This window comes from Pseudomonas sp. Pc102 (assembly GCF_018408275.1).
In the GTDB taxonomy this organism is placed as follows: Bacteria; Pseudomonadota; Gammaproteobacteria; order Pseudomonadales; family Pseudomonadaceae; genus Metapseudomonas; species Metapseudomonas tohonis.
On sequence record NZ_AP021905.1, the window covers coordinates 3067994 to 3090292 of the forward strand.

At 68.6% G+C, this 22299-nt stretch carries 18 protein-coding genes and 2 pseudogenes; 4 read left to right on the forward strand and 16 right to left on the reverse strand.

The genetic code is table 11. The features are described 5' to 3' along the window. Positions 1-11: 11 nt before the first annotated feature. Entirely contained in the window at positions 12-896 is an 885-nt protein-coding gene (locus PHLH3_RS14240; protein ID WP_173175699.1) for a LysR substrate-binding domain-containing protein, read from the reverse strand. Between the two features lie 99 nt (positions 897-995). Here PHLH3_RS14240 and PHLH3_RS14245 point away from each other — a divergent pair, with 99 nt between their 5' ends. Next, positions 996-1982 (forward strand): DMT family transporter, encoded by a 987-nt coding sequence (locus PHLH3_RS14245; RefSeq protein WP_213630052.1) that lies wholly within the window; start codon positions 996-998, stop codon positions 1980-1982. Positions 1983-1994: 12 nt separating this feature from the next. Here the strand turns inward: PHLH3_RS14245 and PHLH3_RS14250 are convergent, their stop codons facing one another. After that, on the reverse strand, positions 1995-2387 hold the full coding sequence (locus PHLH3_RS14250) for a RidA family protein (protein ID WP_213630054.1): 393 nt from the start codon (positions 2385-2387) through the stop codon (positions 1995-1997). A gap of 143 nt (positions 2388-2530) precedes the next feature. Here PHLH3_RS14250 and PHLH3_RS14255 point away from each other — a divergent pair, with 143 nt between their 5' ends. Next, positions 2531-3457, forward strand: a complete 927-nt coding sequence (locus PHLH3_RS14255; protein WP_173175705.1) for a LysR family transcriptional regulator — start codon at positions 2531-2533, stop codon at positions 3455-3457. Positions 3458-3506: 49 nt separating this feature from the next. On the opposite strand, the pseudogene PHLH3_RS14260 reads toward PHLH3_RS14255, so the two are convergent. Beyond that, positions 3507-5542, reverse strand: a pseudogene (locus PHLH3_RS14260) (TonB-dependent receptor). Between the two features lie 398 nt (positions 5543-5940). Between PHLH3_RS14260 and PHLH3_RS14265 the strand changes: the two are divergent. Then, positions 5941-6285: a hypothetical protein gene (locus PHLH3_RS14265; RefSeq protein ID WP_213630056.1), complete on the forward strand. Its 345-nt coding sequence runs from the start codon at positions 5941-5943 to the stop codon at positions 6283-6285. A 10-nt stretch (positions 6286-6295) separates the two neighbouring features. Then, positions 6296-6520 (forward strand): hypothetical protein, encoded by a 225-nt coding sequence (locus PHLH3_RS14270; protein ID WP_173175711.1) that lies wholly within the window; start codon positions 6296-6298, stop codon positions 6518-6520. Positions 6521-6574: 54 nt separating this feature from the next. Here the strand turns inward: PHLH3_RS14270 and PHLH3_RS14275 are convergent, their stop codons facing one another. The 13 genes and pseudogenes from PHLH3_RS14275 to PHLH3_RS14330 form a co-directional block, all read right to left on the reverse strand. After that, positions 6575-7501 (reverse strand): hypothetical protein, encoded by a 927-nt coding sequence (locus tag PHLH3_RS14275; RefSeq protein WP_213630058.1) that lies wholly within the window; start codon positions 7499-7501, stop codon positions 6575-6577. A gap of 15 nt (positions 7502-7516) precedes the next feature. After that, on the reverse strand, positions 7517-8221 hold the full coding sequence (locus PHLH3_RS14280) for an HNH/endonuclease VII fold toxin-2 domain-containing protein (protein ID WP_348529846.1): 705 nt from the start codon (positions 8219-8221) through the stop codon (positions 7517-7519). Beyond that, positions 8201-8581: pseudogene (locus tag PHLH3_RS30810) on the reverse strand (DUF4150 domain-containing protein); the annotation flags it as partial. The gene PHLH3_RS14280 and the pseudogene PHLH3_RS30810, both read right to left, overlap by 21 nt. 135 nt (positions 8582-8716) lie before the next feature. Continuing rightward, positions 8717-9640: an alpha/beta hydrolase gene (locus PHLH3_RS14285; RefSeq protein WP_213630060.1), complete on the reverse strand. Its 924-nt coding sequence runs from the start codon at positions 9638-9640 to the stop codon at positions 8717-8719. A gap of 16 nt (positions 9641-9656) precedes the next feature. Continuing rightward, a complete protein-coding gene (locus PHLH3_RS14290) occupies positions 9657-11909 on the reverse strand; it encodes a TonB-dependent siderophore receptor (protein WP_213630062.1) in 2253 nt (750 codons plus the stop codon). Positions 11910-12225: 316 nt separating this feature from the next. After that, positions 12226-13563: a histidine kinase sensor domain-containing protein gene (locus PHLH3_RS14295; RefSeq protein ID WP_213630064.1), complete on the reverse strand. Its 1338-nt coding sequence runs from the start codon at positions 13561-13563 to the stop codon at positions 12226-12228. Beyond that, the gene (locus PHLH3_RS14300; RefSeq protein ID WP_213630066.1) at positions 13563-14285 is read right to left on the reverse strand and encodes a response regulator transcription factor; all 723 of its coding nucleotides are present in this window, start codon (positions 14283-14285) and stop codon (positions 13563-13565) included. Before PHLH3_RS14300 ends, PHLH3_RS14295 begins: the two co-directional genes overlap by 1 nt. A 57-nt stretch (positions 14286-14342) precedes the next feature. Next, positions 14343-15911 carry a sensor domain-containing diguanylate cyclase gene (locus tag PHLH3_RS14305; RefSeq protein WP_213630068.1) on the reverse strand — a complete coding sequence of 523 codons (1569 nt, stop codon included), beginning with the start codon at positions 15909-15911 and terminating at the stop codon, positions 14343-14345. 118 nt (positions 15912-16029) lie between these two features. Then, complete coding sequence (locus PHLH3_RS14310; RefSeq protein WP_173175729.1) at positions 16030-16704, reverse strand: nitroreductase; 675 nt, start codon at positions 16702-16704, stop codon at positions 16030-16032. Positions 16705-16854: 150 nt separating this feature from the next. After that, positions 16855-17685 (reverse strand): hypothetical protein, encoded by an 831-nt coding sequence (locus PHLH3_RS14315; RefSeq protein WP_213630070.1) that lies wholly within the window; start codon positions 17683-17685, stop codon positions 16855-16857. 94 nt (positions 17686-17779) lie between these two features. Next, positions 17780-19273 (reverse strand): NAD(P)/FAD-dependent oxidoreductase, encoded by a 1494-nt coding sequence (locus tag PHLH3_RS14320; protein ID WP_280527456.1) that lies wholly within the window; start codon positions 19271-19273, stop codon positions 17780-17782. 209 nt (positions 19274-19482) lie between these two features. Next, positions 19483-19782 carry a hypothetical protein gene (locus tag PHLH3_RS14325; RefSeq protein ID WP_213630072.1) on the reverse strand — a complete coding sequence of 100 codons (300 nt, stop codon included), beginning with the start codon at positions 19780-19782 and terminating at the stop codon, positions 19483-19485. Between the two features lie 66 nt (positions 19783-19848). After that, complete coding sequence (locus tag PHLH3_RS14330) at positions 19849-21915, reverse strand: hypothetical protein (protein WP_213630073.1); 2067 nt, start codon at positions 21913-21915, stop codon at positions 19849-19851. Positions 21916-22299 lie beyond the last annotated feature (384 nt).

Consider the following 22299-nt stretch of genomic DNA (forward strand, 5'->3'; position numbering starts at 1 on the left):
CGAGCCCGCTGTCAGGGTGCGGACAGGTGGGTCAGCAACTGCCGCGCATGGGAGGACAGCGCATCCCACCCCTTGATGCACAGCCGCAGTTCCCGCGTCGCCCAGGTGTTTTCCAGGCCGACGATGGCCACCGGCATCTCCTGCGCCAGGCGCGTGGCCGCAGCCTCCGGAAGCATGGCGATGCCGGCGTGCTGGGCCACCAGCTGGGCGATGGCGTCGAAGCTCGGCGCGCGCACCCGTACCTTCAGCGGCAAGGCGTAGTTCACCGCCATCTCCTCGATGAAGCGCTGCATGGCGCGCTCCGGCGGCAGGCAGACGAAGGGAAAGCCCAAGGCCTCGCGCATATGCGCCTGGCGGCGTTCGGCCAGGGGGTGGTCCCGGGGCACCAGCAGCACCAGCCGGTCATCGCGAAAGGGCATCGAGACCAGCCCGCCGGTGGGCAGGTTGCCGTCGTAGACGCCGAGATCGAACTCGCCCGCCTGCACGCCGCGCAGCACGTCGCGGCTGTTCAGCTCGGTGAGCTGCAGGTCCACTTCCGGGTAGTCGGCGAGGAAGGGCCCGAGCGTGGCGGGGAGGAAGGTGCTGTTGGCCACGGTGCTCGCCGCCAGGCGCAGGGTGATGCGGCGCTGCCCGGCCAGCTCCTGCAGGGTGTCCCTGAGTTTCTGCGCCTCGTGCAGCACGCCGTGGCAGGACTCCAGCACAAGGCGTCCCGCCGGTGTCGGCACCATGCCGTCGGCCTTGCGCACGAACAGGGCCAGAGCGCAGCGCTCCTCGAACTGGCGCAGCCGCGTGCTCGCCGCCGAGACCGCGACCGGGAAGGTGGCGGCGGCCTTGCTCAGGCTGCCGGTGGCGGCGATGGCGGTGAGCAGGCGCAGGTCGGTGAGGTCAAAATGCATGGGCATTCTCTTTTCGCGAAGGGGCTTTTCGGCAAAAAGCGATTCTAGCCAAATCGCCTTCGCTTCAGAATAAGGCTCCTTCACTGCTGACCGATGCCGATGAACGCTTTGCTCTCCCTTTGCCAACGTGGCGCCCGCAACGGCAGCCTTTACGCCGTGCTCTCGGCGGCCGGATTCAGCCTCAAGGCGATCTTCGTGAAGCTGTCCTATGCCGCCGCTCCGGTGGACGCCGTCACCGTCCTGGCCATGCGCATGGGCCTGGCGCTCCCCTTGTTCGCCTGGCTGCTTTGGTTGAGCCGTGGCGCCGGGGGCGTGGCCTTGTCGTCTAGGGATTGGGTGCGCGTGCTGCTGTTGGGGATGTTCGGCTACTACCTGTCCAGCCTGTTCGACTTCTACGGGCTGGAGTCCATCAGTGCCGGCCTGGAGCGGCTGATCCTGTTCACCTACCCGACGCTGGTGCTGATCTTCCAGGCGCTGATCCTCCGCGAGCGGCCGAGCCGCCGCACCCTGCTCGCCATGGGCCTGTGCTACCTGGGGCTCGGTATTGCGCTGATGCACGACATCGGCAGCACCGACATGGGCGCGCAAGTGATGGTCGGCGCGGCCTGGGTCTTCGCCAGCGCCGTGACCTACGCCCTGTATTACCTGGGCACAGGCGTGGTGGTGAAACGCATCGGTTCCATGCGCCTGGCCGGCCTCGCCGGGGGGGCATCGGCGCTGATGGTGCTGGCGCACTACGGCGTGGCGGCCGACTTCTCCCTAGTGGCGACGCTGCCGGCGTCGGTGTGGTTGTACACCGCGCTGATGGCGCTCTTGTCGACCGTGCTGCCGATCTACTGGATGGCCCTGGCCATCCAGCGCATGGGCACCACCCAGACCGCCGCCGTGGGCAACCTGGGACCGGTGCTGACCATCCTGGCGTCCTGGGCGCTGCTGAACGAGGCCATCTCGGCCTACCAGTTGATCGGGTTGGTGCTGGTGCTGTTCGGTGTGTCGCGGTTGAGGCCGGCGGCGCCCAAGGCCGCGACTTCCGAAGGCGCGGCGCCGTCGCCCGCTCACAGCCCCAGGGGTTCCGGGCAGGCCTGAGGCCGCCTCCGATCAGCTCGGCAACCGGGCGATCACCTTGATCTCGAAATCGAAGCCGTAGAGCCAGGTGACGCCGACGGCGGTCAGCGTCGGGTGGGGCGCCGCGCCCCAGAACTCCGGCACCACCTGCCAGATGGCTTCGAATTTCGACTGCGGGTCGACCATGAACACGGTGACGTCGACCACGTCGTCGAAGCTGCAGCCGGCCTCGCCGAGAATCGCATTGAGGTTGGTGAAGGCCTGGCGCACCTGGGCCTTGAGGTCCGGTTCCGGCGAGCCGTCGGGGTGGCTGCCCACCTGCCCGGAGACGAACAGGAAGCCATTGGAGCGGATCGCCGGCGAGTAGCGGTTACGCTCGTAGAGCGCCTGGCGGCCGGGCGGAAAAACGACGTCGCGTTGGGTCATGGGGGTACTCCGGTGGTGGGTCGATGCGACCCGGGATCAACGATGGAGGCGACTCTAGGCCCTTGCGCAGGGGCGATAAACGCGCAAGCTTGTCCATCACTGTTTGCAAATCCCAAACAATCCGCTGGAAATCTGGAGCGTCCATGGACCGTTTCGATGCGATGCAGGCCTTCGCCCGGGTGGTGGAGGCGGGCAGCTTCACCCGTGCCGCCGACACCCTGCATATGAGCAAGACCAGCGTCACCCAACTGGTGCAGCAGCTGGAAGCGCGCCTGCGCGTGAAGCTGCTCAACCGCACCACGCGACGCGTCGCCCTCACCGCCGACGGCGCCGCCTACTACGAGCGGGTGGTGCGCCTGCTGGCCGACCTGGACGACGCCGAGACCAGCCTCTCCAGCGCCTCCGCCTCGCCCCGCGGCCGCCTGCGGGTGGATGTGCCGAGCCCGCTGGCGAGCATGATCTTGGTGCCGGCGCTGCCCGAGTTCCATGCACGCCACCCGGACATCCAGATCGACATGGGCGTCAGCGACCGCATCGTCGATGTGATCGGCGAGAACGTCGATTGCGTGGTACGCGGCGGCGAGCTGAGCGACCAGTCGCTGGTGGCGCGGCGGGTCGGTGACCTGCGCCTGGGCGTCTACGCGGCGCCGGAGTACCTGCAGCGCCTGGGTACGCCGACCCACCCGCGCGAGCTGGAGGATTCACCCCACCGCATCGTCGGCTTCCTCTGGGCACGCACCGGCAAGCCGGTGCCCTACGCCATGCGCAAGGGGGACGAGGAGATCCGCGTGAACGGGCGCTACGTGCTGGCGGTGGACGACGGCAACGCCTACCTCGCCGCTGGCCTCGCCGGGCTGGGCGTGCTCTGGCTGCCGGAGTACATGGCCCGGCCCAGTCGGGCGAGCGGTGCGCTGGTGCCGCTGATGGAGGACTGGACGCTGGACCCGATGCCGATCTACCTGGCGTTCCCGCCGAACCGGCACATCAGCGCCAAGCTGCGGGTGTTCATCGACTGGGTCGCCGAGCTGATGGCGCGCCACGCGCCGGTGATGACCCACCCGGGCGCGTGACGCAGTGAAGGGATGACGACGGGGCCGCAATGGCGCCGTCGCCCTTGGCTCAGAACGCGACCCGGACCCCGGCCTCGACGCTGCGACCGGCCGCCGGCACCTCGTCCCGCAGGATCGAGCTGGCGTAGCGCACGGTCTGGTCGTTGAGGTTGTCGCCCTTGAGGAACACCAGCCACTCGCTTTGCGCCAGGTCGAAGCGGTAGCCGAGGGTGGCGTTGAGGGTGGTGTAGCCGTCGGTGCCGCGCTCCTCGGCGGGGACCCGGCGCTGGGCGCTGGCGTGCTCGACGCCGACGCTGGCCTGCCAGCTCTGGTAGTTCCACAGCAGGGCGCTGTTCAGGCGCAGGGGCGAGATGCGCGGCAGCGGCTCGCCGGTCTCCTTGTTCTTCGCCCGGGTGTAGTCGGCGGAGCTCTGCAGGGCGAAGTCGCCGTAGGCGGTCTGCGCCAGGCGCCAGTGGTCCTGCGCCTCGACGCCCCAGAAGTCGGCCTTCACGCCGCTGTAGAGGTATTCCGGCAGCGCATCGGCATCGCTCGGGGCGACTTCCTGGCCGTCTTCGTCCAGGTAGCGGCCGCTGCCCAGCAGGCCGATGTAGTTGGAGAAGCGGCTGTAGAACACGCCGACGCTGCCCTTGTGGGTGCCGTCGTCGAAGCGCAGGGCCAGGTCGGTGGACCAGGACTTCTCCTTCTCGGCATCCGCGTCACCCACCTCGTAGGTGCCGGTGGCGGCGTGGGGGCCGTTGGCGTAGAGCTCGTAGAAGGTCGGCGCGCGCTCGGTGTAGCCGAGGGTGCCGGCCAGGGACCAGATGTCGGTGAGGCGGTAGATGGAGCCGAAGGACAGGCTGCCGGCGGTGAAGCTGTGGCTGTCGTCGGCGCCTTCGAAGCGCTCGTTGCCGCCGGCGTCCGGGCGCAGGCGGGTGTGTTCGAGGCGGCCGCCGAGGCTGAGTTCGAGGCGCTCGGTGGCCTGCCAGCTTTCCAGGGCGAAGAGGGCGCCGCTGTCGGTGTCGGTCTCCGGTACGAAGGCTTCCTCGCCCAGGGCCTGGAAGCGGCTGTTGGCCACCTGCACGCCGACCACGCCCTGCAGCGGGCCGATGGGCGCGTGGCGGGCTTCGAGGCGGGCCTCGTAGCCTTCGTTCTTGAAGGTGGTGCCGACCTCTCCGTCCTCGATCTCGCGGTGCTCGTAGGTGGTGTGGCCGACGTCCAGCTTCAGCGAGCTGAAGGGGCCCTCCAGGTCGCGGATTTCCGAGGCCAGGGCGGAGTGGCGCTGCTCCATGTCGATGCGTACGTCGTCTTCGGCGGGCGAGCCGTAGTTGCTGTCGTACTCGTCGTATGAGAGGCCGACGTAGCCGTGATCCCAATGGTAGGCACCCCCACGGCGCCGCCGTCCTGGCGGCCGTCGCTGTTGTTCACCCGGTGCCTGGCGTCGTTGCCGTCCACGGCGCGCTGGTCGCGGGAGCGGGCATGGCCGGGGATGCGCGTGTCGTTGAACTGCCGCGAGCTGGCGTCCAGGTGCAGGGCGAAGTTGCCGTCGCCGGCTTCCAGCTTGCCGGCGGCGCTTCGAGTGGTGTCGGCGCCGCCGTAGCGCAGTTCGCCACCGCCGTGCAGGCCGTCCGCCGGCTCGGTGGGGATGCGGTTGTCGAAGGTGTTGACCACGCCGCCCACCGCATTGCCGCCATACAGCAGTGCCGCCGGGCCGCGCACCACCTCGATGCGCTCGGCATTGGCCGCGTCATAGGGCACGGCGTGGTCGTAGGAGAGCGAGGAAGCATCCAGCGCGCCGACGCCATTGCGCAGGATGCGGATGCGGTCGCCATCGAAGCCACGGATCACCGGGCGACTGGCGGCCGGGCCGAAGTAGGTGGAGGAGACGCCGGGCAGGCCGTTGAGGGTTTCCCCCAGCTGCGCCGCGCTGCGCAGGCTCAGCTCGTCGCCTTCCACCACGCTGGTGGGCGAGGCGAGGGTTTCGCTTTTCAGCGGATTGGCGGTGATCACCTGCTGGTCGAGGACAATGGGCTGCGCGGCGAAGGCGTGCTGCGCCATCAGCAATGCGGTGGCGATGGGCGTGTGGAGGCGGAGGAATCGAGCGGACATCGGAGCCTTTCCTGTGGATTGGAATTGCAATGTTACAACATAACAATTTCGGCGCCAGCAGTTTGCGTGCCCGCCGTAGAGCGCTCCCCAGGGGCTGGGGGGTAATCAACAGGCTCGCTTACGCGTGACGCGCTCTTGCGGAAGCCAACTGCCCGACCTGGCCCTCTGCACCGCCCCGGGCTGGATGCCCCGCTGCGCCGGCGGAGCTTCATCGGCGGCTGACCGACCAGTGCAAAATGCCGCGTGGCGCGTGGGCGATCTTGCAGATTGCAATTCGCCCTGGCTCGGAAATTGATTCCAACCCCTTGTTCTACAAGGCTTTATTAGGTTGTGCGGAGCTGGCATGTTGCGTGCTCCTCCCTCCACCACAAGCCCTATGAGTGAGCAGGAGGATGCCCATGAATGTCTGTGTCAGAGAGATCATCGAAGCCTTTCCCGACCGGGAAGTGACCCTCACCACCCGTCCGGACGGTCGCCTGTCGCTGACCATCGTCGGCGCGGCCCAGCCTGCCTTCCACCGGGTCATCGATTGCGATGCCGTGTTGTCGCGGGCCCAGGTCGGCAGCCTGATCGACCAACTGGTGGAGGACGTGCGTGCCGGTGCCGACAGCCGCCAGCCGGGGCAGGGCGCCCGCTGGTTAGCCCGGGGGCTGCCGATCCCCGCTGTCGTTCCCCCCTTCATCGCTGCCCGGGCGTCCAGCGCCCCGGCAGGCGAACCGCGCCTTGGGCGCGCGACCTGCTGAGGGCAGCGCCATGGAGCACTTTCTCATCGTCAAGGACCACCAGGAGTGGGCGTGCCGCCGGTTCGGCAGCCTGGAGAACCTGTTCAGTTCGGCCAGCAAGGCGGACGTCATCTGCATGGCCGCCGCCCAGGTCGGGCACCTGCAATCGTCGGTGAAGATCCACGGCGAGGATGGCGCGCTGGAAGAGGAGCGGATCTACCCGCTGCTCAGCGGTGATCCGCTGCGGTACCTGTGAAGGCCGGCGTGATGGTGCCTGCCAGGTGAGCCCCGGGTTCGAGCCCGGGTGCTGCTACAGCTCGTTGCCCAGGACCGGAAACTGCTCCCAGGTGCCGTCCGCCCGTTTCACGAAGACATGGTCGGCGCCGAACGACCACAACTCCGTGCCGGTGGATATGAGGCGATGGAAGGTGGGCGAGGCGATGGTCTGGCTGACGATCTCGGGCTGCCATTTGTCGCGGACACGCACCAGCAGGCGTCCGGGCTCGCACGCGTAGATCAGGTCTGCGTGGCGGGTCACCGACCAGAGATTGCCCAACGGGGCGTCCACCGAGAGGTCCCAGATGCTGTCGTTGTGGTCCATCTCCAGCACGACCCCGTTGTTCCCGCACAGCAGGTGCCGCCCGGGGCCGTCGGCGACGAGGGTGGAGAGGATCGCGGTGGTGGGGCAGTCGATGCGCTCCCAGTCCCGGGGCGTCCTCCGGTAGACCGCGCCCGCCCAGCCGACGGCGATGGGCAGGCCCTGGGCATCCAGGCCGATGTCTTCGAAGTCCGGCGACTCGGCGATCGGTCCCGTGAAGCTCAGGTCCAGCCAGTTGCCGTTCCTCAGTTCGAGCAACTGGCCGCCCAGGCCACACACCAGCACGCGGCCATTCAGCGCGCGAACCCTGAAGAGCTCGCCGCGCTCCTCGGGGTCGACGACCTCCTCCTGGCTGAAGGTTCCGGCTATCGCTGCCGGAGAGAAGCCGGGCCCCTTGCCGCCCAGGCTGTACATCACGCCGCTTTTGCCAAGCATGTACAAGGTGCCGCTGGCCGGGTCGAAGGCCAGGGAGCGGATCAGGTCTTCGTCGAAATCTATGTAGGTCCACTGGCCTTGCAGCTTCAGCAGGACTCGTGAGGCGTCCACATCCGGGTAGGCGTTGTACTGCGCGGCGAGCGCCACATCGCCCGAACCCAGGGGCACGCCGTCGAGGAAGAAATAGTCGGGTTGGCGGGTCATCGATCGATCCATGTCCTATTTGGGGGGCGCCGGCGTCGCCAGGGGAGAGGCGGCGATCTTCGGTTTCTTGAACAGCGGAACATTGGCTTTCTGCTTGCTCTTGAACGCCTTGTCGGTGGGTTTCACCTCCAGCTTCGTGTGGCCTGCCTCCAGCTGTTTGCGTACGCAGGCCTCGTCGCAGCCCATGGCGGACGAGACGGCTTGCGCTCCGCAGTCCAGGGCGATGCTGAAGTCGTATGGGTCGCCCAGTTTGGACTTCTTGGGAATCCGGTCGTTGCGCAACTGGGCAAATTTGGCGCCCACCCGGCCATGCTCGTCCAGCTCGGTGGAGACCGGGTTGCGAGAGTCATGGTCCTTGCCTTCCACGCAGACGCAGGGGGCGGCGCCTTCGGAGTACTTGGGGTAGCGCGGTTGCCCGCGGGCCTCGCCGGCCTTGCGCTGTTCGGACAGCTCGGCGACGGGAATGGGGTGGTGCGGTGTCTTGTCTCCACAGCCCACGCAGCTGTTCGGGCTGAAAGGCACGAGCACACAGCGGCGGGCCTTGCAGCAGTCATCGGAACAGTCGCTGGCGATGGGTTTCTTGCAATTGTCGTTGACCTTCTTGGCATCGCCGGACTTCGCACAGGGGTGGTCGTCCAGGGCCAGCGCGACCTCGTCCAGGTAGGGCCAGGGCACGGTGTTGCCTTGCGAACCGTGGTTGTGGGTCGTCAGGTCGGACATGCGGTCCACGTTCTGGCCTTCGAACTTCACGTCCATCGACCAGGCGGTGAAATACACCTTTCCCTTGATCTTCGAGGTGATGACGCCTTACTTCGGCGCGCAGCCGGCCTCGTCGCCGTAGCTGGTCTTGAAGTAGCTCTTGTCCTTGAGCATCACTTCCTGGCCGGAGATCTTCACGGTGCGCGAGCCGTTGGATGTGTCGCTCGCCATGCCGGTGTTGGGGTAGGGAATGGGCACGCCCGGGGGCGTCGCGGGGGTTTGCGGAGGGGTGAAGCACACATCGGGAAAGCAGGCCACGGACTTGCCCTCGGCCGCCTTGCAGGAAATCTCAAGTCCGTTCGCGAAAACCTGGTTGGCCATCTCTCCTCCCGAGAGCCCTCTGCATCCCTGTCGGGTCGGATTCAATCTAGCAGCCGGCCGGCCGCTCGCTAGAGCCGCTCGGCGGTTGCCGAGTGCAGAGGCCGCGGTGCCCTGGGCCGCTCGTGACGGGGCCTGTCATTCCAGGGCTTCGGTCGTCGCGGTGAAGCGCTCGCGCAGCAGGTGGCGCAGGGATGCGCCCAGCGCCTCGCCGTGGCCAAGGCCTGCGAATGACTGGAAGCGGGCGTCGAGGCCGGGGACCTGGGCGAGGTCCTCGACCAGCTTGGTGGCGGCACGTTCCGGGTAGGGCTCGGCGGTGCCGCGCGGGTTGGCCGGCTCCTCGCTGCCGCGCATCAGCAGCAGGCGCGCCGGGTGGCCGGCGATGCGCTGCTCCAGCCCCGGGCGTTCGGCGAGGATGACGCCATCGGCCCACCAGAGCGACGGGCTGGCGGCGGCGAACTGGCTGAACTGCTGCGGCCGGGTGAACAGCGCATGGAGCACCAGCAGGCCGCCGTAGGAGTGGCCCCAGAGCGTCTGCCGGCTGGCGTCGAAGGGCGCTTGCGCCGCCACCGCCGGGCGCATTTTCTGCTGCAGCAGATCGAGGAAGGCATCGGCACCGCCGCTGGGCTGGCCGGTGAGCGGGTCGCGCTGGCCGGGTTTGCCGGGCTGTCGGGGCGTGTAGTCCAGGGTGCGGGCATTGCGCTCGATGCGTTGCGGGGTCTGGTAGCCGATGGCGACCAGCAGCGGTGCGTCGCCCTTGGCCAGGTCGTTCAGCAGGGATTCGTCGAGCACGCCGAGGGCGGCGTTGCCGTCGAGCATCCACACCACCGGGTAGCCGCTGGCCGGGGCCGGGCTCCTGGGTCTGGCGATCCACAGCTGGTAGTGGCGCTGGCCGTCGGCGGAATCGAGTTTCAGGCTGCTGAAGGCGTAGGGCAGGTCCTGGCGCTGCAGCAGGCGCGTGTCCATCAGGGCGTTGGGGTCGGGTCGCGCCTGGGGCGCGACGCCGGGGAATGCCGCAGCCAGGGCGAGGGCCAGGGCGGCGGTGAAGCGGGGCAGTCTCATCAGGTGGTCTCGACGGTCAGAACGAGGCGGTCATGCTGGTGTAGAGGGTGCGGCCGGGCTCGTTGTAGGTCGCCGCGCCGGCACCATCGATATTGTTCACGCCCTGGGCGTTGCCCTCGCGGTACAGGCGCTTGTCCAGCAGGTTGTCGACGCCGACGGTGAAGCTGAGGTTTTCGCTCAGGTCATAGGTGCCGCTCAGGCCCAGCAACGCGTAGGGCGAGAGCTGGTTGTTGGCATTGCCGGTGACGCGGTTGCCCTGGTAGCCGTATTTCTTCGGCTTCTGCTTGCCGTACCAGGCGACGCTGGCCTGGAAGGACAGGTCGTCGCGGGCCTGCCAGTCGAGCATGGAGTTGAGGGTGTAGGCCGGGGTCACCGAGAGGACGTCGCCGGTTTCCTTGTTCTTCGATCGCAGCATCCAGGTCAGGTTGTTGGTCCAGGTCAGCTGCTCGGTGAGCGGCAGGGTGAGGTTGCCCTCGAGGCCTTCCACCAGGGCCTCGGGCACGTTCTCCCACTGGAAGATGCGGGCGTTGGCGTAGTTCACGCCGCCGACCACCTGGCCGCCGGTGGCGTTGCCGATGGAGGCCATGCCGGACTCGATCTTGTTCCGGTAGTCGTTGCGGAACCAGGTCAGGCCGGCGACCAGGCCGTCCTTCTTGTACTCGATGCCCAGTTCCTTGTTGACGCTGGTCTCGGCATCCAGGTTCTCGTTGCCGCGCAGGTAGCAGCTGGTGCTCTGCCCGGAGCAGCCCTGGCCACGGCTGTAGAGCAGGTAGTCGGGGTTGAGCTGGTACAGGTTCGGCGCCTTGTAGGCGCGGGCGATGCCGGCCTTCAGGGTCAGGGTGTCGGTCAGCGCGTGGGACAGGTTGAGCGACGGGCTCCAGTTGTTGCCGACGATGTCGTGGTGGTCGAAACGCAGGCCCGGGGTGAGCATGGTGCCGGGCGCCAGCTCGATGTTGTCTTCGGCGAACAGCGAGAAGATCCGTGCCTCGGAGGTGGTGTCGCGGCCGCTGCTGGCGAGGCCGCCGATGGCGCCGCCTTCGGTGGTGGTCTGGGTGTTGGAGCTTGGGTCGTCCAGCTGCTGGCGGGTCCATTCGCTGCCCAGGGTGAGGGTCTGCGGCAGGCCGGCATCCAGCGGCAGGTTGAGCTCGCCGTGGGCGGTGAGGTCGCGCAGTACGGCGGTGTAGTAGCCGCTGTTGGCGAAGATGCCTTCGGTGCCGCCGGCCAGGCCTTCGTTGATGCGGTTGTTGCGGGTCTTCTCGTACTGCAGGTAGGCGAGCGAGCTGCCGAAATCCCAGTCGCCACGGTGGGTCAGGGCATAGGTCTCGCGGAAGGTGCGGTTGGTCTCGTGGCCGAGCATCTTCTTCACGGTGGCGTTGCTGTTGGTGTTCTGGGTGTCGCCGGTGTAGAGGTTGCCCTGGCGGCTGAAGCCGGTTTCCAGCTCGAGGGTCTGCTCCGGGGTGAAGCGCCAGCTGAGCAGGCCGTTGACGTCCTTGTTGCGCACGCCTTCGCGGCCGGCGGGCAGGGTGCCGGCCTGGTTTCCGGTACGGGCGGACTCGTGTCCGGCGTTGATGTCCCAGTCGTCCGACTCGGTCTTGGCGACGTTGCCGTAGACGCGGTAGCTGAGGTTGTCGGTCAGCGGGCCGTTGAGGCCGAAGCTCAGGCGCTGGCTGGCGCCTTCGTCCTTGTGGGTGGGGAAGGAGGTGTAGACGGTGGCGTTGCCGTGGGTCGTGGCGCCGGCCTGCCGGGTGATGATGTTGACCACGCCACCCGCCGCGCCATTGCCGTAGCGCGCGGCCGCCGGGCCACGGATGACCTCGATGCGCTCGACCTGGTCGGCCGGCACCCAGTTGGTGTCGCCACGGCTGTCACGCTCGCCGCGCCAGCCGTAGCGCACGGCGTTGCGGCTGCTCACCGGCCGCCCGTCCACCAGGATCAGGGTGTTCTCCGGGCCCATGCCGCGGATGTCGATCTGGCGGTTGTTGCCGCGCTGGCCGCTGGTTGAGTTACCGGTGAGGTTCACGCCCGGCATGGTGCGGATGATCTGCGACAGGTCGTTGGCCGGCGGGCGCTTCCTGATGTCCTCGGCGGTGATCACCGACACGCCCGGTGCCTGCTTGGTCTCTTCCTCGGCGGTGGCGATGACGTTCTGGGCGTCCAGCACGAGGCCGGAGCCGCCGGTTTCGGCGCTGGCCGCGTGCACGGCGAACGACAGCAGGCAGCTGGACAACAGCAGGAAGGGGATGGCGGTGGAAGACGGGCGAGGCGACATGGACGATCTCCGGTAATGCCGAGTGAACGCGAAGATCACGAATGATATTAATTGTTATTTGAGAGTAAAGCGCATTAACTTTCTAAACACTTCGTGAGTGCCCGGTTACGGCCTCCTTCGCTGGGTCCTGCGGCGGGTCGGCGCTTGCCGTTCAGTGGATCCCCGCCTGCGCGGGATGACGAGGCGGGGAGGTTGTGCGTACGCCGTCACCCTCGCGAACGCGGGGGGCCACTGTTGAGCGTTCGTAGCCCGGGTTTTAGCGCGGGGTTTACATGGCGCCGTTCCCGGGCTGAAGCCCGGGCTACATGAGGGGACATCACGCTGCCGGCAGGCGCAGGTGCAGGCACAGGCCCGGGTGGGCGTTGCTGGCCCAGAGCCGGCCGCCTTGCAGTTCGATGGCGCGGCGGGCGATGGCCAGGCCCAGGCCGAAGCCTTCGCCGGTGCCGCCGTCCAGGCGCTGGTAGGGCAGGAAGATGCGTTCCAGGTCCGCCTCGGCGACGCCCGGGCCCTGGTCGCGCAGGCGCAGGTGCCAGGTCTCGCCGTCGCGCTCGCCGTCGAGGCGCACCGTGCCCCCTTCCGGGGAGTGGCGGATGGCGTTGCGCAGGAGGTTTTCCAGGGCCTGGGCCAGGCTGTCGAGGTGGACCTGCACGCAGCAGTCGGCGTCCAGGCTGCAGGGCAGTCGCGCGGCGTCCCAGCCGCTTTCGAAGCAGGCGTCCTCGCGCAGGGCTTCCCACACCGACAGCACCTGCACCGGCTCGGTGGGTAGTTGCGGGCGTTCGGTGTCCATCCAGGCGAGGTCGAGGGTGTCTTCCAGCAGGCGCTGCATGTCGGTGATCTCGCGACCCAGCCGCTGGCGCAGCTGTTCAGGGGGCAGGTCGCTGTCGTGAGCGATGCGCAGCCGGGCCAGCGGGGTGCGCATCTCGTGGGACAGGGTGCGCAGCAGTAGGCGCTGCTGGCCCAGGCTCAGGCGCAGGCGCTCGGCCATGTGCTCCAGGGCTTCGGCCAGTTCGCCCAGTTCGTCGCGGCGGTCGGCCAGCGGCGTGCCCAGCGGCGCGGTGTCGAGTTCGTCGGCGCGCAGGGCATCGGCGCGGTCACGCAGGCGGTTCAGCGGCACGACGAGATGGCGGTAGATCAGCAGGCCGAGCAGGGCTGCCAGCAGCGTCGGCACCACGCCGTGGGTGACGAGGTGGGTCCAGGGCGTGAGGCCGCCGGGCAGCAGGCGTTCGGGCAGTTGCAGCACCAGGCGGCCATTCTCCGGGTGCTCGGGGAACTCGATGCTGACGAAGGGCAGTTCGTCTTGCAGGCGCCGGCTCATGGGCCAGTCGAGCTTGCGCATGAAGGTCAGGTGGGCGGATTCCTCCGCGCTGAGCGGCGTGCCGTCGAGGCTTTCCAGGCGCGGGCCGAGCACGGCCACCCAGGTGCCTTCGCGGCGGCTCAGTGCCTGGCGCAAGCGTGCCACGCCCGCGGCGCCTCCGTTCTCCCAGGCCTGTTCGGCCTGCTGCGCGTATTGCGCCAGGTAGTCGCGGTCGGCCGGGGCGAGGAAGTAGGTGCTGCGCTCCACCGACAGGCCCCAGGTGTAGATGAGCCAGGTGAGCAGCAGGCAGAAGCCGACCTGCAGAAGCGCCAGCTTCCACAGCAGGGGGTGGCGGCGCATCAGGAGCGTTCCGTTTCGACCAGCAGGTAGCCCTGGCCGCGCACGGCCTGGATCTGCAGATGGTGGATGCCGATGTCGGCCAGTTTGCGGCGCAGGTTGCAGACGTGCACGTCGAGCCCGCGGTCCAGCCGCGTGTAGGCACGGTGCAGCACGCATCGGTAGAGGAAGGGCTTGCTCAGCGCCTCGCCGGGGTGCGCCTGCAGGGTGGCCAGCAGGCGGTATTCCGACGGTGTGAGCCCGGCCGCGCGGCCTGAGAGGGTCACGTCCTGGGCCTGCTCGTCGAGGTGCAGCGATGGACCCGGGCGTTGCGCCGCCTGGCGCCGGTCGAGGCGCACGCGGCGCAGCAGGGCATCGGTCCGGGCGTCCAGCTCGGCGAGGCTGAACGGCTTGGGCAGGTAGTCGTCGGCTCCCCGGGTGAAACCCGTGATGCGGTCCTGCTCGGCCCCCAGTGCGGACATCAGCATCACCGGGGTGTCCTGCCGCTGGCGCAGGGCCTCGAGCAGCTGCAGGCCGTCGAGGCCGGGCAGCATGATGTCCAGCAGCACCAGGTCGAAGGGCGCGCATTCGGCGGCGGCCAGGCCCAGGGTGCCGGTGGCGCAGGCGGTGACGGCGAAGCCGCGCTGGCGGAAGTGCAGGTCCAGGTCTTCGCGCAGCCGGGGATCGTCTTCGACCAGCAGCAGGCGCGGGGAGGGGGTGGGGTTTTCGATATGAGAATGTTTCACATTTGAAAATATCTCATTGCCAGGGGGTTCCTGGCAATCGCGCGATGGTCGCAGGGGTCAGTGCGTGGCGGGCTCCACCACCACCTGGTTGCGGCCCTGGCGCTTGGCCCGGTACATCATTTCGTCGGCCTGCTTGAAGGTGGCTTCCAGGCTCCGCCCGCCGGGCGTCCACTCGGCCACGCCGAGGGAGATGGTCACCTGGCCGACGCCTTCGGTACGCGCCTCCTCCACCGAGTGGCGCAGGCGTTCGGCGACCTCCGAGGCTTCCGCCAGCGTGGTGCCGGGCAGTAACAGGAGGAACTCCTCGCCGCCCACGCGGCAGGCCAGGTCGCGGTCCCGCGAGCAGGCCTGCATCACCGTGGCGATCACCTTGAGCGTGCGGTCGCCGGCATCGTGGCCGAAGCGGTCGTTGACCTTCTTGAAGTGATCGATGTCCAGCGCCACCACCGCGAGGTCGCGCTCGCCGCCCTGGATGGCCACCAGGGCTTCGTCCATCGCGCGGCGGTTCAGCAGGCCCGTCAGCGGGTCGGTCTGCGCCTCGTGGTTGAGGCGGCCGAGCTTCTCCTGCATCAGGGCGATGCCGGTGATCAGCGCCTGCTTGATGTGCGCGGCCTCGAAGTACCAGGCGCGCACCGTGGCCAGGCGTTCCGAGCTGCCCGGCTCGCCCATCTGGCGGGCGCCGGCGGCCAGCTGGCGCAGCGGGTCGGCGATCAGCTGTGTCGTCCACCAGAGCACCGCGAAGCCCAATAGCGCCAGGGGCATTGCGGCGACGAGCACGTGATGCACCAACCCCTCCAGCGCCACCAGGGTGGCCTCGCGCGGCTGCTGCGAAACCACGCCCCAGCCGGTTCCCGGGATGCCGGCATACCCGGCGAGCATCTCCACGCCCTTGGAATTCACATAGGCCAGGGTGCCGCTGCGCCCGGTGAGCACGGCATCGTCGACGGCGCTGGCACCGACCTGCTGGCCGATGCGCGCGGGGTCCGGGTGATAGAGCAGCCGGCGGTTGGCGTCGATCAGGTAGACGTAGGCGTCCTGGTGGAAATGCAGGCCGATCAGGCCGTGCAGCAGGTTGTCCTTGCGCATGTAGATCGAGCCGCCGACCAGGCCCAGGTACTGGCCGTCGGCATCGCGCACCGGCTGCGAGACGAACACCACCAGCCGCCCGCTGGCGGCGTTGAAGGGGGCGCTGATCAGCGCGCGGCGTGCGTTCAGCGCCTCCTCGAGGCCGGGGGAACGGCCGCTTCCATCGAGCTGTGGCGCCTCGGGCACGGCGGCCAGCACGCGGCCATCGGCGGCGACCACGGCGATGGCGTTGAAGCCGGCATCCTGCAGGTCGAGCCGGCGCGCTTCCTCGGCGAGCAGCTGCGGGTCATCGAAGTGCTTGCCCAGCAGCGCCGCGCTGTACGCCAGCTGTTGCTGGGCCGCCTGCAACTGGGCACCGATACTGCTGGCCAGCTTCTGGGCGTAGGCGTGGTTGTTCTTCAGCGCGCCGTCCACCAGCGAGGTCTTCTGCACCCGGTAGGCCGCGTACAGGCCGTTGGCCAGCGTGGCGATGCAGGCCATCAGGACCAGCAGCAGGATCAGGTGGCGGAGCCGCGTCGCGGGGAAGGGGGTGGGGTTCATCGACGACGACGCTCCTGCGACGCTTGGGGGGACCGGCGCGCGCCCAACGGCGGCGTGCAGCCGGGGCGGCGTCAGCAGTGTAGCCAAGGCGCGGCGGCCCGCCCCGGGGCCCTGGCCTTCAGTCGAAACCCTTGAACACGGCGAATTCCTCCACCGGGGCACGTTCGGAGCGCAACTGGTTGATCGGTGCGGTGCGGTCGGCGTGGCCGAGCGCCATGGCGCAGTAGAGCAGTTCGTGCCCGGGCAGCCCGAAGTGGGCATGCAGGCTCTGGCGCACCATGCCCCAGGCTTCCTGCATGCAGGTGGCGAGGCCGCGCTCCTCGGCCACCAGCGCCAGCGACTGCATGAACATGCCCAGGTGCGCCCATTGGCCGTGGCCCATGGAACGGTCGATGACGAAGAACAGCCCGACCGGCGCGCCGAAGAACTGGAAGTTGCGCGACATGGCGCGCAGGCGGGCGGCCTTGTCCTCACGGGGGATGCCGAGCCTGGCATAGAGCGCCTCGCCGATGGCATGGCGGCGGGTGCGGTAGGGCTCGGCCAGCCCCTCGGGGTAGATGGGATGGTCGCCGGCCTCGCCGGCGGGGTTCTTCATCAGGGTTTCCAGGGCGATGCGCTCGACCTCGGCCTTGGCGGCGCCACTCACGGCGATCACCTTCCAGGGCTGCAGGTTGCCCCCCGAGGGTGACCAGCGTGCGGTGTCGAGCAATGCGCGCACGGTGGCGGCGTCGACGGGCTCATCGGTGTAGGCGCGGACGGAGATGCGTTGCTGCAGCATTTCGGCTACGGACATGGCGACGTTCCTCGGCAGGTGATGGCGCGGCCAGGGCCGCGCGCGGGCCCGGCCGAACTTAGCGAAAAGCCCGTGCTTGACGCCACAGGCAGAACTGCCAAGAACCATCACCCGCGTGCTCCTCGCCGGTCGCGCGGGCGATGGCCGGGTTCATTGCGAGGGGGTGCCGGGCTGCTCCCAGAAACGCGGGAAGGTTTCGTGCGGGTATTGCTTGCCGTCGTACTTGAGGGTCTTGCGCACGGTGCGCAGGTACTTCTCCCCGGCGGCCGAGTCGCCGGTCACCTTGGCAGCCAGGACCAGGTCGGCGAAGCCGTTGCTGCTCGTCCTGGCGAGGTTGAGGGTGACCTTGGCGCTCTCGGTCATGAAGTCCGGGTCGTTGATGCAGAGGGTGCCCTTGATGGTGGTCCATTCGCTGAGGTAGGCCTTGAGCACCGGCCGCAGGGCCTTGCCAGCCGGGGCGAACAGGGTCAGCTCCTCGTCCGAGCCGCCGTCCGGGCAACTGGCACCGCGGGCGGTGCTGTCGAACACCAGGCCGAAGGCGCGCACGCCCGGCGCCAGGTGGTAGCGGGCGGTGTCCAGCCACAGGCTGTCGCCGCTCACTTCGGTGGCCGCGTCCTCGTCCAGGGTCGAGTCGTAGCGCTCCAGCAGTGCGCCGCTCCTGCCGTCCACCTTGGCCACCAGCAGGGCCAGGCTGCGTTCACCCTGGGCGACGCCTTCATCGCCCGGCCGCACATAGGCGAGGGCGACCACCGACTGGGCCTTGTCGTCCGGCCAGGGTTTGCAGGCGGCGGCCACCAGCGGGCCTTCGCCGTCGCTGTCGGGCGTCGTCCAGCCGCTTTGCCCCAGTTGCTTGGCCAGGGCCTTGACCAAGGGGGCGGCGCAGGGTTGCGGGTCGCGGGCCTGGGCCGGGTTGGCGAGTACGGCACAGGCGAGCAGCGCGAGGTGGGGGGCGAAGGAGGCGAGGCGGCGGTAACGCTCCATGTCGACGGTTCCTTGAGGGGGAGAGGGCGACATTCTAGCGGCCGCCGCCGGGTTCGGTGTGGCTGACCGGTTCGCATTTCCGCCGATTGGTCGGCTAGCCGGCGCTGGTGGCCAGTGGCGCTCCGACCTGCCCGCGGGCGGGCTCGAACTCCAGAGCAGGGTCGGCGATGGGCTGGCGCAGGAGCATCTCGCGGTCGCGCTCGTAGTGGTTGAGCACGCGCCAGGGCAGGTGCCGGCCCTGGCGCGGCAGCAGGTCGGAACCGCGCTGCACGTAGCCCGACTGCAGGGCGCCCATGACGCTGCCTTCCTCCATCTCGCCCTCCGGTGCGCGCGGCGTGCACACCTCCAGGTCGTGCTTGCGCATGTGGTTGAACAGCCGGCACAGGTAGCTGGAGGCGATATCGGCCTTCAGCGTCCAGGGCGCGTTGGTGTAGCCGAACACCGAGCCCATGTTGGGGATGCCCTGGGCCAGCACGCCCTTGTAGGTGAGGCGGTCGGCCAGGCTTCGGCGCTGGCCGTCCACCAGCAGGTCGATACCGCCGAGCGCGCGCAGCTGCAGGCCGGTGGCGCTGACGATGATGTCCGCCGGCAGCTCGGTGCCGGATTCGAGGGCGATGCCCCGTTCGGTGAAGGTGGCGATGCGGTCGGTGACCACCGAGGCGCGGCCCTCGCGCAGGGCGGCGAACAGATCGCCGTCGGGCACCGCGCAGAGGCGTTCGTCCCAGGGCATGTAGCTGGGCGTGAAGTGGCGCATGTCGACCTTGCCGCCGAGCTGCTTCCTGACGCTGCCCAGCAACCAGGCGCGGACCTTCTCCGGCCAGCGCCGCGCGGCCTTGTAGATGACCCGCTGCAACCAGATGTTGCGCTTGCGGGCCATGGCGTAGACCCAGCGCTCGGGCAGCACGCGGCGCAACGCGGCCGAGACCACGTCCTTGCCGGGCACGCTGATGATGTAGCTGGGCGAGCGCTGCAGCATGATGACGTGCCCGGCGCGCCCGGCCATGGCCGGCACCAGGGTCACGGCGGTGGCGCCGCTGCCGATGACCACCACGCGCTTGCCGTCGTAGTCGAGGTCTTCGGGCCAGTGCTGCGGGTGGACCAGGCGGCCCTGGAAGCGCTGCATGCCGGGGAAGTCCGGCTGGTAGCCGCGGTCATAGTCGTAGTAGCCGACGCAGGAGACCAGGAAGCGACCGGTGAACACCCGCTGCACGCCGCTGGCCTCGTCGCGGGTCTTCACGGTCCACACCCGCTCGTGGCTGGACCAGGAGGCTTCGGTGCAGGCCAGGCCGAAACGGATCTTGCGGTCGACGCCATGCTCGCGGGCGGTGTCTTCGATGTACTGGCGGATGGTGTCGCCGTCGGCCAGGGTCTTGAGTCGGTCCCAGGGGCGGAAGGCGAAGCCGAAGCTGAACATGTCGGCATCCGAGCGGATGCCGGGGTAGCGGAACAGGTCCCAGGTACCGCCCACGGCCTGGCGCCGCTCGATGATGGCGAAGTCCATCTGCGGCGCTTCGCGCACCAGGTGGCAGCCCATGCCGATGCCCGAGAGTCCGGCACCGATGATCAGCACGTCGTGATGGTCGTTCAAGGTCTGCCTTCCTTTTTTGTTCTTGTGTGGAACCAGTCATAGCAGGCTTTCTCCAGCCTGCCCGCCGGCTCTTTGGCGGGTTTTCCGCGAGCCCGTCCCGGCTCGGCGTGTCGTGGGGAATATGGGAGCGGCTTCGACCATGAAAGCGCATCACGAATGAATGCGCTCCCACGGGTTCGTAGCCCGGGGGTTGCAGGACGCGCGCGCGGTCAGTGCTCGCGTCGGTAGCTGAAGCGGCAACCGCTGGGGTCGGTGAAGGTGAGGCCGTCGGCGTCCAGGCTGTAGCCATAGCTCACCAGTGCATCGTTGGCGATGGAGAGGGTGACGCGGCCGGGCCCTTCGATGTGCCAGGTGCCACTGTCCCACCAGGTGAAGCCGCCGGTTACATCGGGGGTGCCGCTGTACAGGCCGTTGGCATCGAAGCGCAGGCTGCTGGCGTACTTCGCCGCGCAGGCCGGGGACGTGCTCTTGCGCCACTGTCCCAGCAGTTGGTTATCCAGGTCGGTCATCTCAGGCTCCGTTCACACCAGCAGCGGGGCGCCGCATGGAGGCGCCCCGTGCCAGCCGTTTCAGTCCTACTTGGCACCGGCCGCCAGGCCCGTGGTCCTGGCCCGTGCCTTCGGCGCCTTGCCCAGCTCCTTGAGCACGCCACCGGCATCGCCGAGCAGTGTCGTCAGTTTGCTGCGTTCGGTGTTGCTCATCACCGTATCGTAGTCGAGCAGCACGCTCGCGCCCTTCGGATCGGCCTTGCGCTTATGGAAGCGCTTGGCCAGCCGCTTGGCTGCGATGGCGGCGAAGTGCGGTTTGAGCACTGCCGAATCCATCGCCGCCTGGATGGCGTCCAGGCCCTCGGTGAGGTGGTCGCCGCCGATGGCCAGCACCAGGTGCGCGTCCGGCGTGGAGAGTACGCGGTGGGCAGCCTCGGCATGCCGCGCCTCGACCGCTGCCGTGACCATCACCGTGGCGCTGCCAGCCGCATGAGCGACCATGCCATCGATTTCCCAGTGCACCTCCACCTTCACCTCGTGCACGCCGGGCACGCCGAACAGCGCCCCTTCGGCTCCGCGCATCAGGGTCATGGATTCGCTGATCCGCTCGCCCGGCTGCAGCAGCGCGTAGGGTTGGTCCTCGATGCAATGCACCAGGGTGCGGAAGCTGCGCACGGTGCCGGATGGATCACTGACGCTACCGCTGACGAAGTCACTCTTCAGGCTGAGGTTGGCCGGCACCTTCACGGGCTGGTCGCCACGGTTGACCAGGGCTATGCCGACGCGCACCGGAGCGCCAAGGGGCACTTCGCCGAGCAGCGGGGTGACGTCCACGTCGAGCCCCAGGACTTCGGCTTCCAGGTCCGTCGGGGTGATGTTCGGGGCAGCCGTGGAGGCACCGCCGAAGGCCACCGAGCCGGGCCGTACGAAGGGGTCGGGGTAGTGGCGCAGCTGCTTGAGGTTGTCCGGATGGAAGGACCACTGGATGTTGCTGGGGAAGGGCGTGGCCGGGGTGCCGGCGGCGGCGATCACGTCGCTGGTGCACATGAAGCCGAAGTCCGCCGAGTTGTGATAGAGCCCCATGGCGTGGCCGATCTCGTGTACGGCGGTGCGGAAGTAGGGGGCTGCCGCCGTGCCGAAGCGCTTGCCGCTGACCATCCCCCAGCCGGCCGCGATGGTCCAGTGCGAGGCGATGCCGATGCCCTCGCGGGGCACGTTGTTGGAGTCGGTACCGCCGTTGTCGTACATGATCCCGCGCGGGGTGGAGTCGATGTTCTTCACCGCCAGCACGTGGTAGCGCCACTCGGTATCCAGGTTGACCACCGCGCGCCGGGCCAGCATCGCCGCGTGCATCTCGGCATCGGACCAGGACGCGCCGCTGGCCTCGGCGACATTGGTGTCGCTGGCGTGCACGGTGACCTGCCAGCCCACTGCATCCATCACCGTCTGCCAGGTGTGGCCGAGGCCGCTGTTGGTCGGTTGCTCGGAGCCAGAGACGGTGTCGATCTCCACGGTGCAGCGGCGGTAGTAGCTCGACAGCCAGCCCATGGTCAGGCGTCCGATCACGGCGTTGGCCGCGTTCTTCACATCGCCCTCGGCGTAGTCACCGGAGGAGGGGTAGCCCGCCGGCGCGGCCATGCGCACCATCTGGGTGGTGAGGGTGGAGTCCAGCGCCCAACTGTTGGGCGCGGTGAAGCGCCACAGCTCGAAGCCGAGGCTGAAGCTGTTGCCCAGGTAGAAGTGCTCCGGCAGCGAGGTGACGCGGATGTAGTAGCGGTAGCGTGAGCGCGAGAGGATAGGAATGCCCGACGCTGGGTTGGGCCCGGCCAGGAGGATCGGCTTCAGGCTGGTTTCCGGGCGCCCGCCCAGCAGGGGGATCGGCGAGGCGATTGGCAGCGGCAGGAAAATGGTCGGGCGCTGGTAGAGGTCGCCGCTGGCGGTTCGCCCGGCAGCGTGGGATTCCACGCGCAGGGTGCCGTCATAGGACACCAGCGGCGCCCCGGTGGGCTTGTAGTTGAGCAGCCAGCAACCGGGGCGGATGCTGCGCAGTGGCGGCACGATGATCGGGCCGGGGATGGGCTTGGGCAGTTCGGTCATGGGAAGGGCGGCGGCCGCTCGGGCGTCTTCCTGCTCGGGCGGCAGTACATCGGGCATGGGAGGGATTCTGTCGAGGCTGGACATCGTTGAACACTCCTATTCAACAAGGGGCGCACCCTGCCCGTACTCCCAACCACGCGAGCCATTGCATGACGCCGGTACGACACCCCTGGAAGGTTCCTTTTTTAGGGTCGTGTCATGCGTACCGCGTGCGCATGGCCCCGTGAGTATGCGACTGCCCGGGGCCCTGCATAGTGCCGCCCATCGCCCGCAGGACGGGCGGCGTGACCGATTGTCGGAGCGCCCGCAAGCCCTGTAAGGGCGCCGCTACACAGCCCCGTGCAACCGAACTTTTCGTGCTTGTCGATATGCCGTAAAGGCGTTTGCGTGGGGAGGGGGCGAGGGGGGTGGTCGGCCGTGGGAATCGGTGGGCTGAAGCCC

Bases quoted from the DNA above. Each gene is read 5' to 3' on its own strand.
- PHLH3_RS14290 (WP_213630062.1), bottom strand. From the start codon at position 11,909: ATGTCGCCTCGCCCGTCTTCCACCGCCATCCCCTTCCTGCTGTTGTCC.
- PHLH3_RS14315 (WP_213630070.1), bottom strand. From the start codon at position 17,685: ATGGAGCGTTACCGCCGCCTCGCCTCCTTCGCCCCCCACCTCGCGCTG.
- PHLH3_RS14330 (WP_213630073.1), bottom strand. From the start codon at position 21,915: ATGCCCGATGTACTGCCGCCCGAGCAGGAAGACGCCCGAGCGGCCGCC.
- PHLH3_RS14325 (WP_213630072.1), bottom strand. From the start codon at position 19,782: ATGACCGACCTGGATAACCAACTGCTGGGACAGTGGCGCAAGAGCACG.
- PHLH3_RS14245 (WP_213630052.1), top strand. From the start codon at position 996: ATGAACGCTTTGCTCTCCCTTTGCCAACGTGGCGCCCGCAACGGCAGC.
- PHLH3_RS14240 (WP_173175699.1), bottom strand. From the start codon at position 896: ATGCATTTTGACCTCACCGACCTGCGCCTGCTCACCGCCATCGCCGCC.
- PHLH3_RS14280 (WP_348529846.1), bottom strand. From the start codon at position 8,221: ATGTCCGACCTGACGACCCACAACCACGGTTCGCAAGGCAACACCGTG.
- PHLH3_RS14250 (WP_213630054.1), bottom strand. From the start codon at position 2,387: ATGACCCAACGCGACGTCGTTTTTCCGCCCGGCCGCCAGGCGCTCTAC.
- PHLH3_RS14305 (WP_213630068.1), bottom strand. From the start codon at position 15,911: ATGAACCCCACCCCCTTCCCCGCGACGCGGCTCCGCCACCTGATCCTG.
- PHLH3_RS14255 (WP_173175705.1), top strand. From the start codon at position 2,531: ATGGACCGTTTCGATGCGATGCAGGCCTTCGCCCGGGTGGTGGAGGCG.
- PHLH3_RS14285 (WP_213630060.1), bottom strand. From the start codon at position 9,640: ATGAGACTGCCCCGCTTCACCGCCGCCCTGGCCCTCGCCCTGGCTGCG.
- PHLH3_RS14270 (WP_173175711.1), top strand. From the start codon at position 6,296: ATGGAGCACTTTCTCATCGTCAAGGACCACCAGGAGTGGGCGTGCCGC.
- PHLH3_RS14265 (WP_213630056.1), top strand. From the start codon at position 5,941: ATGAATGTCTGTGTCAGAGAGATCATCGAAGCCTTTCCCGACCGGGAA.
- PHLH3_RS14275 (WP_213630058.1), bottom strand. From the start codon at position 7,501: ATGACCCGCCAACCCGACTATTTCTTCCTCGACGGCGTGCCCCTGGGT.
- PHLH3_RS14310 (WP_173175729.1), bottom strand. From the start codon at position 16,704: ATGTCCGTAGCCGAAATGCTGCAGCAACGCATCTCCGTCCGCGCCTAC.
- PHLH3_RS14295 (WP_213630064.1), bottom strand. From the start codon at position 13,563: ATGCGCCGCCACCCCCTGCTGTGGAAGCTGGCGCTTCTGCAGGTCGGC.